The following is a 12319-nucleotide window of genomic DNA, read 5'->3' on the forward strand; positions in this document are numbered from 1 at the left end:
TTGTCCGCGACATCGAGGGGGATCGACAGGCGATGATGCGACGACAACTGCCGATTCTGCTTCGGCGATGCGGCAAGCAGAGTATCCCCAGCGCGGTTTGTCACACGGGTCCCGGCCGGTTTATAATCCTGCGCAAGGGGACGTTGCGAGAAGGAGGGCCGGCCCGTGTCGAACGAGGCCAGCACGCGCCTGCCTGAAGCCGCCTCCGCCGCCCTCCTGCGCACCAGCGACGGCGTCCAGGCGCGTCTCTCCGGCCGCTGGACTGCCGATCAGGCGCCCGCCGTGGAGACGGCCGCGGCGGAGATCGCGGCCGCACAGGCCGGGCGGATCCGGATCGACCTGGCGGGTCTGACCCGCCTCGACACGCTCGGCGCCTGGGTGCTGGAGCGCACCCGCTCCGAGATCGAGGCCACCGGCCGGGCCGTGGATTATGCGGGGGCACTTCCCGAGCACCGCATCCTGCTGCGCGAGGTCGCCTACCGCGAGCCGGACGTGTCCCCGGCGCGGCGGCGACGCGTCAACCCCATCGACCTCCTCGATGGGATCGGCGCGGGCGTACGGCGGCTCGGAGGGGAGGGCCTGTCCTGGCTCGGTTTCCTTGGCGAGGTGGTGGCCGCCTGCCTGCGGGTGCTGTCCCGCCCGCGCAGCTTCCGGAGCGCCGCCTTCGTCAACCAGATGGAGCAGATCGGCTTGCGCGGCACGCCGATCATCATGCTGATCTCGTTCCTGGTCGGCTGCATCGTCACCCAGCAGGGCATCATCCAGCTCCAGCGCTTCGGGGCGCAGTCCTTCGTCGTCAACATGATCGGCATCCTCACGCTGCGCGAACTCGGCGTGCTGCTGACGGCGATCATGGTGGCGGGCCGCTCCGGCTCGGCCTTCACGGCGGAGATCGGCTCGATGCGCATGCGCGAGGAGGTCGACGCGCTGCGCGTCATGGGCCTCGATCCGATCGAGATCCTGATCGTGCCGCGCATCCTCGCCCTGATGCTGGCGCTGCCGATGCTCGGCTTTCTCGCCGACCTCGCGGCGCTGATGGGCGGGGCGCTCACCTCGCTCGCCTACGGCAATCTCTCCCTCGACGCCTTCCTGTCGCGGCTCCAGGCCGCGGTGTCGTTCCGCCACGCCCTGGTCGGCATGCTCAAGGCGCCGTTCATGGCGCTGATCATCGGCATCATCGCGACGAGCGAGGGGTTCCGGGTGGAAGGCTCCGCGGAATCCCTCGGCCGCCACGTCACCGCCTCAGTCGTCAAGTCAATCTTCATGGTCATCGTGCTGGATGGCGTCTTCGCCATCTTCTTCGCGGCCATCGACCTGTAGAGACGGCTTCCCGTGCAGGCTCAGCGCCATTCTCCGCCGTCCGAGCGACGCGACGCGATCATTCGCGTGCGCGACCTCGTGGTCGGCTTCGGCGACCGGACGGTCCTGAAGGGGCTCAACCTCGACATCATGCGAGGGGAGATCCTCGGCTTCGTCGGTCCCTCGGGTCAGGGCAAGTCGGTCCTCACCCGCACGCTCCTCGGCCTCGTGCCCAAGCGCTCCGGACTCATCGAGGTGTTCGGGGAGGATGTGGATGGGCTCTCGCCCGCGCGGCGGCGCCTGATCGAGCGGCGCTGGGGCGTGCTGTTCCAGCAGGGCGCCCTGTTCTCGGCGCTCACGGTGAAGCAGAACATCCAGGTGCCGATGCGCGAGCACCTGAACCTGTCCGAGCGGCTCCTCGACGAGTTCGCGCGGCTCAAGATCGAGCTGGTCGGCCTCAAGCCCGACGCCGCCGACAAGCTGCCCTCCGAACTCTCGGGCGGCATGATCAAGCGGGCGGCGCTCGCCCGGGCGCTTGCCCTCGACCCGGAGGTGCTGTTCCTCGACGAGCCGACCTCGGGTCTCGATCCGATCGGCGCGGGGGAGTTCGACGAGCTGGTGGCCACCCTCCAGCGCACGCTCGGCCTCACCGTCTTCATGGTGACGCACGACCTCGACAGCCTCTACACCGCCTGCGACCGCATCGCGGCCCTCGGCGACGGCCAGATCATCGCGGCGGGGCCCCTCGACGACATGCTCGCCTCGGATCACCCCTGGCTGCGCTCCTACTTCCACGGCAAGCGGGCGCGCGCGATCGTCCCCGGCGAGGGACGGGCCGTCTCCCCGTGACGTGCGCCGCCGCACCCCGCCCGGGAACGGTCGCGCTTAAACCGTCCCGCTTGCGCCCGGCCGCCGCTTCCGGCGGCCGTCGTTTCCCGCCCGACAGAGGAGTTGCGTGACGGCATGGAAACCCGCGCCAACAACGTCCTGATCGGCACGTTCACGCTCGCGGTGATCGCGGCCGCCTTCCTGTTCGCCTATTGGATGCGCGGCACGGTCTCCAACGAGGGCCGGATGCCGCTGCGCATCGTGTTCTCGGGCGGGGTCGGCGGCCTCGCCAAGGGCGCCATCGTCACCTTCAACGGCATCCGGGTCGGCGAGGCCATCGACGTGCGATTGCTGCCGCAGGATCCGCGCCGGGTGACGGCGCTGGTCGAGGTCGAGCGGACGACGCCCCTGCGCTCGGACACGCGGGCCCGCCTCGACCTGACCATGCTCACCGGCGTCGCCTCGATCGCGCTGGTGGGCGGCAGCGCCGACGCGCCGCCGCTGAAGGCCCCCGAGGGGGAGCGGATGGCGACGATCTTCGCCGATTCCTCCGACATCCAGGACCTGATGCAGAGCGCGCGGGCGATCGCGCAGCGCGCCGACGACATGCTCCAGCGGCTCGACCGGGTCGTCGCCGGCAACGAGGGCGCGATCAATCGCACGCTCGCCAATGTCGAGCAGTTCTCCAAGACCCTGAACGACAGCGCGCCCGCCCTCGACGCCCTGGTCAAGGCGGTGGACGGGCGCAAGCTCGGCAGCCTGATCGACAATGCCGACCGATTCTCGGCGGCCCTCGCCTCGGCCTCGCCGGACATCGAGGCCGGGCTGCACGACGCCCGCCAGCTCGCCGCCAAGCTCAACGCCTCGGCCGACCGGATCGACGCGGTGCTGAAGGGCGCCGAGGGCTTCCTGGGCTCCGCCTCCGGCGAGGCCGGCAAGAGCACCTTCGGGGAGATCCGCGACGCGGCGATCTCGATCCGCGAGGCGGGCCGCGCCTTCCGGACCATGTCGGAGAACCTCGACAAGCGCACCGCGACCATCACGACGAGCTTCGGCCGCCTCAGCGGCGCCGGCCGGCGCGAGGTGCAGAGCCTCTCCACCGAGGGCCAGCGCACCCTCAACAGCCTCAACAGCGCCGCGCGCAGCCTGGAGCGCGACCCCTCGCAGGTGATCTTCGGCGGCAAGCCGTCGTTGCCGGAATACAACGGTCGCTGATCGCGTCGCACCGCACCCCTGGCCCGGGGTGCGGGATCGCACCCGGCACGGCCTCTGGTCCATGTCCGGTCAAGGTTCCCCGCCTATATCGACCGGACCGGAAACGCGCTTGCAGTCCATCATGATGCCCGTCCTCCCCCGGCCGTCGCGCGCCCTGATCCTGGGCGCCCTGCTGCTCGCCCTCGGCGGCTGCGGGGGCGCGGTGCCGACGACCTTCGACCTGACGGCCCTGCCGGGTGCCGCCCGGGCCGGTGCGGCCCGCCGCTCGCTCGTGGTGGCCGAGCCGGTGGGCTTGCAGCCCTTCGAGGCGGACCGCATCATCGTGCGGGAGCCGGGCGGCTCGCTCTCCTTCCTCGGCGGCGGCCAGTGGGCGGACCGGCTGCCCCGGCTGATCCAGACCCGGCTGATCCAGAGCCTGGAGAACGCGAACCGCCTGCGCTCGGTGAGCCGGCCCGGCGACAAGATCGTGGCCGACACGCTCCTCAGCACCGAGATCCGCGCGTTCGACATCGTGGCCGGCTCGCGGGAGGCGGTGGTGGACCTGTCGGCGAAGCTCATCAGCGACGCCACCGGCACCGTGGTGGCAGCCCGGGTCTTCCAGGCCCGCGTCCCGGTGCAGGACGTCTCGCCGGGAGCGGCCGCGAACGGCCTCGACCGCGCGCTCTCGATCGTGCTCGCCGACGTGGTGCGGTGGATCGGGCGGGGGACGTAGAGCGGGCCCCCTCGTCCGACGCGCCGAGTGGCTATGACGCTCGTGCAGCGCAGAGCAAGCGATGAGAGGAACCGGCAAGGCCATTGCCGAGATCAGATCCCCTGCATGGCATTCACTGCCGCGCCCCATGCTGAGGGGCTGGGCGATCTTCGATCGCCGGGAGCGAGCCTCGAAGCACCCCTGAAGGATGTGTCCGAGGCGCCAATCTGTCGGATGAACGGTCCGGGGGGCTTCGAGGGCGCTGCGCGCCACCTCAGCATGGGGAATGGTGCGCCCACCGGATTCGGTCCGCTGACGAACCGGCATCCAGGCTGGGTGAACGGCGTCGCCTGAGAAGGATTCCGTGCGGCCGACGCCGCCCCTACTCCATCACCGCGGCCTTCATGATCACCACCATCGTGGCCCGCCCGATCCGGTCGCCGATGCAGCGCACGGTGTGCGGGCGATCGCAGCGGTAGCGCAGGGTCTCGCCGGTCTTGGCGCGCTGCACGGCGCCCGCGACGTCGATCTCGAACTCGCCGTCCAGAACCGACAGGCACTCCACCGAGCCGCGCTGATGCGCGTCCGAATCGAGTTCGCCGCCGGGCTCGGCGGTGACGTCGTACCATTGCAGCCACTCGACCGTCTTGATCCAGCCGGTGATGGCGAGCTTCACCTTGCCGTCCTCCGACATCAGGATCGGCGTGTCCGCCCGGGAGGACTTCTCGATGAAGGGCTCCTCGTCCCCCGTCGCCAGCACCCGCTCGATCGAGACGTCGAGGGCCTGGCTCAGGCGCCAGATGGTGGCGAGCGTCGGGTTGGTCTCGTTGCGCTCGATCTGGCTGATGATCGACTTCGCGACCCCCGATTGCTCGGCGAGTTCCGACAGCGACAGGTTGTAGGCTTTGCGCAGGCGCTGAATGGTCTTGCCGAGCTGGCCCGACAGGACCTGCGCGCCCGTCATCAGATCCCTGGTCCGCTCGCGTCCCCGCTCGACACCCATCGATCGCCCGTTCGTTATCCCGCCGTCGTTCCGCATTCCGAACGACCGTACGCTCCATCAAACGCAATCATCGCGCCAGGGCAAGGGGGAATGGACGGGAGCGGGGCGTTTATCGGGGGCCCTTCTCACCAGACCGCGTGGAAGTGATGGACGGGTCCGTGGCCGCGCCCGATGCTCAGGCGGTCCGCCGCCGCGAGCGCCGCAGCGAGATAGGCCTTCGCCGCCCCGGCCGCCTCCGGCAGGGCGAGACCGCGGGCGAGACCTGCGGCGATCGCGGCCGAGAGCGTGCAGCCCGTCCCGTGGGTGTTGCGGGTCGCGAGACGCGGCCCGCCGAGCCGCATCACGGTCTCGCCGGGGCCGATGAGCAGGTCGACGCTCTCGGCCCCCGCCCCGTGGCCGCCCTTCATCAGCACCGCGCCGGGACCGAGCGCCAGCAGCCGCCGGCCCTGGGCCAGCATGGCGGCCTCGTCCGTGGCCACCGCCTCGCCGAGGAGCACGGCCGCCTCGGGAAGGTTCGGCGTGATCAGCGCGGCGCGGGGAATGAGGTCGACGCGCAGGGCCGCCACCGCATCGTCGGCGAGCAGCCGGTCGCCGCTCGTCGCAACCATGACCGGATCGAGGACGACCGGCACGCCCGGTGCGTGCCGCGCCAGCCCCGCCGCCACCGCGGCGATCACGGCGGCCCGCGACAGCATCCCGATCTTCACCGCCGCCACCGCGAGATCGTCGAACACGCTCGCGATCTGCCGCGCGACGAAATCCGGCGGCACGTCGTGGATGCCCTGGACGCCGAGGGTGTTCTGCGCGGTGAGCGCCGTGACGACGCTCGCCCCGTAGACGCCGAGGGCCGAGAAGGTCTTGAGATCCGCCTGGATCCCCGCCCCGCCCCCCGAATCCGAGCCGGCGATGGTGACGGCGATCGGCGTCACGCGGCGCCCCGGGCCGCGAGGGCGCCGTCCACCACCGCCCGCAGGTCGCGGGCGCGCGCCTCCACCACCTCGGGCGCGCCGAACAGGGCCGAGATCAGCGCGATCCCGTCCGCGCCCGCGCCGATCACCGCCGCGGCGTTGCTGCGGTCGATCCCGGCGATCGCGCCGAGCGGCAGGGCGCCGCCGCGGGCGAGCCGGGCCCGGAAGGCGATCCGCGCCAGCCCCTCCAGGCCGACCGGCGGATCCGGGTTGACCTTGCTCGCCGTCGAGAAGACGCCGCCGATGCAGGCGTAATCGACGGGCAATCGGTAGAGTTCGTCCGCCTGAGCGGCGGTCTTGAGCGTCAAGCCGATGATGGCGGTCGGCCCGAGGAGCCGGCGCGCATCGGCCGGATGCAGATCCTCCTGGCCGAGATGCACGCCCTCGACCCCGGCCGCCAGGGCGAGATCGACCCGGTCGTTGATGAGGAGCGGCACGCCGGTGCCGGCGAGCGCCGCGTGGATCGTGCGGATGCGGGCGAGGCTCGCGCGGGCGTTGGCGATGGCCTTCTCGCGGTATTGCAGCAGCGTGCAGCCGCCCGCCGCCGCCTCGCGCGCCATCCCGGCGAGGAGGCTGCCGTCGCCGCCGCTCACGCCGACATCGAGGATGCCGTAGAGGCGCAGGTCAACGGGAACGGGCGGGCAGGTCTCCACGGTCGGCGTCTCCTCCGGTGCGCGTCATCGGGAGTACGCGTGGCCTCCGCCCGGCGTCAACACGGGCGCGCTCAACCCGCCCGGGCGCCTCCGGCGGCGGCCTCGCGGGCGCGCTCGACGACGAGACGGCGCTCCCGCCACACCGTGAACACGCCGGCCGCCGCCACGATGCAGCCGCCGACCGCCACCGCCGGCTGCGGCAACTGGCCGAACATGAACCAGCCGATCAGCAGGGACCACAGCATGGTGGTGTATTCGAACGGCGCCACCAGCGAGGCATCCCCGTAGCGGTAGCTCTCGGTCAGCAGGATCTGGCCGATGCCGCCGAGAATCCCCACCAGCACGAACATGCCGAACTCGCCGGGCGTCGGCAGGTGCCAGCCCAGCACCAGCGTCGAGAGGCCGAGCAGCGACGTGAACAGGAAGAAGTAGAGGACGATCGCCCCGGTGCGCTCGGTCCTGGTGAGGCGCCGCACCTGGATGGTCGCCGCCGCGGAGCAGACCGCGTTCAGGATCGCGAACAGCGCGCCGACCGATCCGTCGCTGCCCGCGGCGCCGAGTTCGAGGTGCGGCGCGAGCATGATCAGCACGCCGAGAAAGCCCACCACCACCGCGGCCCAGCGATAGGCCTGGACGCGCTCGTGCAGCACCACGGCCGCCAGCACCACCACGAGGAGCGGCGAGGCGTAGCCGATCGCCACCGTGTCGGACAGCGGCAGGAAGGACAGGGCCGCGAAGCCCGCGAACATCCCGCAGGCACCGATCAGGCTGCGCAGGATGTGACCGCGGAGGTTGGAGGTGCGCACCGCCGGGATGATGCCGCCCTGCCAGCCGAGCCAGATCAGCAGGGGCAGGATCGCGAAGGACGAGCGGAAGAACACGATCTCCCCGGTCGGGAACTGGCGATCCGCCAGCCCCTTCACTCCCGCCGACATCAGCGTGAAGGCGAGCGCCGACAGGACCTTGAGCCCGATGCCGAGATAGGGCCTGCCGGAGGAGGCCGGGCGTCCGTTGGCGGAATGGGCACCGCTCCCGGGCAGGGGACGCTCGGGGAGGACGACAGGGGCTGCCATGGGATTCGCGCGCCGGAGAAGGGATTTCTCTCAAACCACGCCGCGAATGGTCCAGCCACCCGCCGCGGCGACGTTCAGACCTGCATCATCCGCATACTGTCCTTAATCGAACCACAACGATGATCGGATCCGGGCATCGGCGCCGCGTCCCGGCCTCACTCCCCCCGGGCCGGCTCCCGTCATCAAAGTGATACGCGAATGAGGTTTGGCTGGACGGCGATGACCGAAAGGAGATGGACGTGGCCGACGACGCCGATGCGCTGCGTGTGCGCTCGCTCTTCCTGTCCGACATCCATCTCGGCACGAAGGGCTGCCAAGCGGAGCTTCTGCTGGACTTCATGCGCGAGTTCGACGCGGACGAGATCTATCTCGTCGGCGACATCGTGGACGGCTGGAAGCTCAAATCGGGCTGGTATTGGCCGCAGGCCCACAACGACGTGGTGCAGAAGCTCCTGCGCAAGGTGCGCAAGGGCGCGCGCCTGGTCTACGTGCCCGGCAACCACGACGAATTCCTGCGCGACTTCCTCGATCTGAATTTCGGGGGAATCGAGGTCCACGACCAGATCCTGCACGAGGCGGCGGACGGAAAGCGCTACCTCGTCATCCATGGCGACCAGTTCGACCTCGTGGTGCGCCACGCCAAATGGCTCGCCCTGCTCGGCGACGGCGCCTATACGGCCGCGCTCTTCGTGAACACGCATCTCAACTGGGTGCGCCGCCGTCTCGGGCTGACCTATTGGTCGCTCTCGGCCTGGGCGAAGCTGAAGGTGAAGAACGCCGTCAACTTCATCAGCCGCTTCGAGGAGCTTCTGGCCGCCGAGGCCAAGCGCGTCGGCGCGGACGGCGTGATCTGCGGCCACATCCACCATGCGGCGAACCGCGAGATCGACGGGCTGCGCTACCTCAATACCGGGGACTGGGTCGAATCCTGCACCGCGATCGTCGAGCATTACGACGGACGCATGGAAGTGATCCGCTTCGCCGACGCGGCGACGCGGCGGGCCGGCTCCGTCGAGCCGCTTCTCCGCCCCGAACCGGCCGCGCCCGTCGAGGCCCTCCCCGCTCCCCGGCCCGCGGCCGAGGCCAACACGCGGGCGGTGGCGTGAAGCTTCTCATCGCGACGGATGCGTGGCATCCCCAGGTCAACGGCGTGGTGCGCTCGCTGGAGCATATGGCCAAGGCGGGGCCCGCCCTCGGCGTGACGCCGACCCTGCTCACGCCCCAGCTCTTCCGCTCGGTGCCGCTTCCCGGCTACCGCGAGATCCGGCTGTCGCTGGTGACGGCGCGCGGCATCGCGGCGCGCTGGCCCGATCTCGCGCCAACGCATGTCCACATCGCCACCGAGGGGCCGATCGGGCTCGCCACCCGGCGGGTCTGCCTCTCCCGCGGTCAGCCCTTCACCACGAGCTATCACACCCGCTTCCCCGAATATCTCGCGGCGCGCGCGCCCGTGCCGCCGGCCTGGAGCTACGCGTGGCTGCGCCGCTTCCACGGGGCGGCAAGCGGGACGATGGTGAGCACCCCGTCCCTGGAGCGCGACCTCGCCGGCCGCGGCTTCCGCAACCTGATGCGCTGGACGCGGGGAGTCGACACCGACCTGTTCCGCCCGCGGGACGAGCCGGAGCCGGAGGCGCTGAAGGGGCTGCCGCGCCCGCTGTTCCTGTTCGTCGGCCGCCTCGCGGTCGAGAAGAACGTGGCGGCGTTCCTCGCCCTCGACCTGCCGGGCACCAAGGTGCTGGTCGGCGACGGGCCGGACCGGGTGCGACTCGAAGCGCTCGACCCAGCGGCCCGCTTCCTCGGCACCCTCACCGGCGAGACCCTGGCGCGGGTCTACGCTGCCGCGGACGCCTTCGTGTTCCCGAGCCTCACGGACACTTTCGGCATCGTGCTGCTGGAGGCGCTCGCGAGCGGGTTGCCGATCGCCGGCTACCCGGTCACCGGCCCGCTGGACGTGGTGGGGGACCGGGGCGTCGGCATTCTCGACCACGACCTGAAGGCGGCGGCTCTCGCGGCCCTGACGGTGCCCCGTGACCGGTGCCGGGCGGAGGCGTTGCGCTATACCTGGGCCGAGAGCGCGCGCCAGTTCTACGGCAACATCGAGATCGCGCACGCGAAGGGCCCGACCGGACTCGCCGCGGGACACAGGCCCCTGCCGCAGGGCGCCTTTCCGCACGCCGCCCACGACAATCTCTCCCGGATCGGCGAGGGATGACGCCACCGCTGGAATGACGGGTGTCGCCGTGTCCGGATCGACCTCGCCCTCCGCACGCTCCATCCGGTTGCACGGGGCGAGCCGACCGGTCGCGGCGCGGTCACCGTTCCGTACGGACCGTTCACCGCGATCTGTGGACAGGCCTGCCGCCCACCATTTTCGTCAACACCCCGGCTCTATTGGGTTGGACTGCAAGTCGGGGTGCTTCGATGGTGGCGTTGCTGGTGCTGATTGGTATCAACCTGCTGATCGCGCTCGCCTTCGCGCTCGTGGCGCTGGCCGGGGATTGACCGCCTCACGCGGACTTGCGCGACCGGCTGCGCTTGACCGGATCAGCCGGCGCGGTGGCCGCCGCAGCCGCCCGCTCGCGCCGCACCTGGCCGAGGCCGTGGGTCTTGGCGAGTTCGGCGCGCTGGGCCGCGTAATTCGCCGCCACCATCGGATAGCCCGGCGGCAGGCCCCACTTCTCGCGATACTGATCGGGCGTGAGGCCCCGGCCCGACAGGTGGCGCTTGAGCGCCTTGTAGGGCTTACCGTCCTCCAGCGAGATGATCGCGTCCGGCGTCACGGTCTTGCGGATCGGAATCGGCGGAACTGGCTTCTCCGGCGCAGGCCGCGGCGGGGATGCGGCCGTCGTCAGCGAGGTGTGGACCGCGACGATCAACCCGGCGAGGTCGACCAGCGGCACCGAGTTGCTGGACACGTAGGCCGACACGATACCGGCCGAAAGATTGATCAGATCCGGCTGCGCCGTTGCAGCTCTATCGGTCATCGGGCTCACCCCACCAGATATATCCCGGTCGAGGTTTCGAAAAAATACAGAACCGGTCAATAAACAATAGTTTCATCTGCCATATAAATCGCATTCGCCGGTCGTCGCGAAACTCTGGAAATCAGGCCCGCCAAGTCAAATTAAAGTTGTTTGTTTCCAATGGCATACGTTCAGGAAACATGAGCCCGATGAAGGCGGGTGTTTTGGCGGCGACGGGGGACGAAATGGTCGTCCAGGTGCGGGACGGACGCTCACGCGCGGCGCCAAAGGCTCAATCCGGCAACGATTTACCGCCCGGCGCGGCGGGCCGCCCGCCCCATCGCGAGCGGAGGGCTGCTCGGCCGCGCCGGTCCGGCCCGGTCCGGCAGCGGCGCCGCCGCTCACAACCATTGAGCGAGTACGCGGATCGGGGGCCCGGGGCGCCCGATCCGTCGCGGCACGGCCGTGGCCCGGGGCGCAGCCGCCTGTGGACAAGTCGGCGGCGCTCGGCTCAGGGCTTGGCCGGCTCGTCCTTCTTGGCCGTTGCGGGCGTCCCCGGGCTCGCCGTCGTGGCGGGCTTGGGCGCGGGCGGCGGCTTCGGGGTCCATTCGGCGTCGGGGCGAGGACCGCCGGGCCCGTTGGTCGGCCCCGTCAGCTGCCCCGGCAGGATGTCGGTGGTGCGGGTCCAGGTCTGCGATCCGCACAGGAAGCCGAGCAGGCAGCCGCGCACGCTGAGCTCGCCCGGCTCGTCCACCCAGATCGAGACGTCGTAGTTCTTGCCGTCCTCGGAATTGTAGATCTGGCCCTCGTAGCGGTCCTCCGCATTCGGCTTCAGCCCCATGATGAGCTGATGACCGAGCGAGGGACGGGTGCGCTTCTTCGGGTCCGTGTTCTTGAAGTCCACCCGCGCCTCGCCCTTGTCGTTGAGCGGGGTCTTCAACCAGACGACGTAGCCACAGACGCGGTCGTTCCGGGTCAGGCACTTCTCGATGCGGATCCGGGCCCGGCCATCCTCCGTCAGCCAGACGCCGCTCGGATCCTTCGGCGCGGCCAGGGCGACCGTGGGGACAACGAGGCCGAGAGCGGCGAGGCCCCGGGCAAGCCCCCGGGTCATGGGCGTCATCATGCAGGAATCCTCCGGTGCGGCCGTGCGCGGAAGTACGACGCGCCTGCTCCTGCCGCAACCCGGCCGAGCCCGGACCCGCCGCATCCCCTATGCCGCATCGGTGTCACGGCGCGATGTCACATGGCCGGATGTCACATGGCCCCTGGTGCAGCCGGCGCGATAGAGCGACAGGGCCGGGGGCGAGCACCCGCGGCGTGCAGGACTGCCACTTTGCGACCTGCGCGTGTCCCGCCCGCACCGTATCAAGGCAGCCGCATGATCCCGATCGAGATCCTGGTGATGACCTCCGGTGCGGTGGGCGCCATCGCGATCGTGGTGGCGGCCCGGCCGGACCGCCGCCGCCTGTTCCGGCTGCCCCGGATCTGGACCGATGCGTCGGGCGGGTCGGCGACGCACGGGGCGAACGCGCCGCGATCCGACGCCTCGTTGCCGCCACGCTGAACTTAAGGCATCGCGATCCCACCAACCGGGTGCGAAGCTGCTATCCTGACCCAACGCCC

At 70.6% G+C, this 12319-nt stretch carries 13 protein-coding genes; 7 read left to right on the forward strand and 6 right to left on the reverse strand.

Annotation, left to right across the window (positions count from 1 at the left end; translation table 11 throughout):
* Positions 1-189 precede the first annotated feature (189 nt).
* The 4 genes from ACE101_RS07525 to ACE101_RS07540 all read left to right on the forward strand — a co-directional run bounded on the left by ACE101_RS07525 (position 190) and on the right by ACE101_RS07540 (position 4054).
* Positions 190-1320, forward strand: coding sequence for an ABC transporter permease (locus tag ACE101_RS07525; protein ID WP_379138523.1), 1131 nt, complete (start codon positions 190-192; stop codon positions 1318-1320).
* Positions 1321-1377: 57 nt separating this feature from the next.
* Positions 1378-2148 (forward strand): ABC transporter ATP-binding protein, encoded by a 771-nt coding sequence (locus tag ACE101_RS07530; RefSeq protein ID WP_379138526.1) that lies wholly within the window; start codon positions 1378-1380, stop codon positions 2146-2148.
* Between the two features lie 114 nt (positions 2149-2262).
* Positions 2263-3342 (forward strand): MlaD family protein, encoded by a 1080-nt coding sequence (locus tag ACE101_RS07535; RefSeq protein ID WP_379127434.1) that lies wholly within the window; start codon positions 2263-2265, stop codon positions 3340-3342.
* 121 nt (positions 3343-3463) lie between these two features.
* Positions 3464-4054 (forward strand): ABC-type transport auxiliary lipoprotein family protein, encoded by a 591-nt coding sequence (locus ACE101_RS07540; protein ID WP_379127437.1) that lies wholly within the window; start codon positions 3464-3466, stop codon positions 4052-4054.
* 361 nt (positions 4055-4415) lie between these two features.
* Here ACE101_RS07540 and ACE101_RS07545 read toward each other — a convergent pair whose 3' ends face one another.
* From ACE101_RS07545 to ACE101_RS07560, 4 genes are all read right to left on the reverse strand, one after another.
* A complete protein-coding gene (locus ACE101_RS07545; protein ID WP_379127440.1) occupies positions 4416-5036 on the reverse strand; it encodes a helix-turn-helix domain-containing protein in 621 nt (206 codons plus the stop codon).
* Between the two features lie 125 nt (positions 5037-5161).
* The gene (thiD, locus tag ACE101_RS07550) at positions 5162-5965 is read right to left on the reverse strand and encodes a bifunctional hydroxymethylpyrimidine kinase/phosphomethylpyrimidine kinase (protein ID WP_379127443.1); all 804 of its coding nucleotides are present in this window, start codon (positions 5963-5965) and stop codon (positions 5162-5164) included.
* A complete protein-coding gene (gene thiE / locus ACE101_RS07555) occupies positions 5962-6657 on the reverse strand; it encodes a thiamine phosphate synthase (protein ID WP_379127446.1) in 696 nt (231 codons plus the stop codon). The genes thiD and thiE overlap by 4 nt, the downstream gene beginning before the upstream one ends.
* Positions 6658-6728: 71 nt before the next feature.
* The gene (locus ACE101_RS07560) at positions 6729-7730 is read right to left on the reverse strand and encodes a DMT family transporter (RefSeq protein WP_379127448.1); all 1002 of its coding nucleotides are present in this window, start codon (positions 7728-7730) and stop codon (positions 6729-6731) included.
* Between the two features lie 233 nt (positions 7731-7963).
* Here ACE101_RS07560 and ACE101_RS07565 point away from each other — a divergent pair, with 233 nt between their 5' ends.
* Both ACE101_RS07565 and ACE101_RS07570 read left to right on the forward strand, forming a co-directional pair.
* Positions 7964-8836, forward strand: coding sequence for a UDP-2,3-diacylglucosamine diphosphatase (locus ACE101_RS07565; protein ID WP_379127451.1), 873 nt, complete (start codon positions 7964-7966; stop codon positions 8834-8836).
* A complete protein-coding gene (locus tag ACE101_RS07570) occupies positions 8833-9942 on the forward strand; it encodes a glycosyltransferase family 4 protein (protein WP_379127454.1) in 1110 nt (369 codons plus the stop codon). The genes ACE101_RS07565 and ACE101_RS07570 overlap by 4 nt, the downstream gene beginning before the upstream one ends.
* A gap of 295 nt (positions 9943-10237) precedes the next feature.
* On the opposite strand, the gene ACE101_RS07575 is transcribed toward ACE101_RS07570, so the two are convergent.
* The gene (locus ACE101_RS07575) at positions 10238-10714 is read right to left on the reverse strand and encodes a Ros/MucR family transcriptional regulator (protein WP_379127457.1); all 477 of its coding nucleotides are present in this window, start codon (positions 10712-10714) and stop codon (positions 10238-10240) included.
* Positions 10715-11204: 490 nt separating this feature from the next.
* Entirely contained in the window at positions 11205-11807 is a 603-nt protein-coding gene (locus ACE101_RS07580; RefSeq protein WP_379138529.1) for a DUF2147 domain-containing protein, read from the reverse strand.
* A 267-nt stretch (positions 11808-12074) separates the two neighbouring features.
* Here ACE101_RS07580 and ACE101_RS07585 point away from each other — a divergent pair, with 267 nt between their 5' ends.
* A complete protein-coding gene (locus ACE101_RS07585) occupies positions 12075-12260 on the forward strand; it encodes a hypothetical protein (protein ID WP_379127460.1) in 186 nt (61 codons plus the stop codon).
* Positions 12261-12319 lie beyond the last annotated feature (59 nt).

This window comes from Methylobacterium carpenticola (genome assembly GCF_042748905.1).
Lineage (GTDB): Bacteria > Pseudomonadota > Alphaproteobacteria > Rhizobiales > Beijerinckiaceae > Methylobacterium > Methylobacterium carpenticola.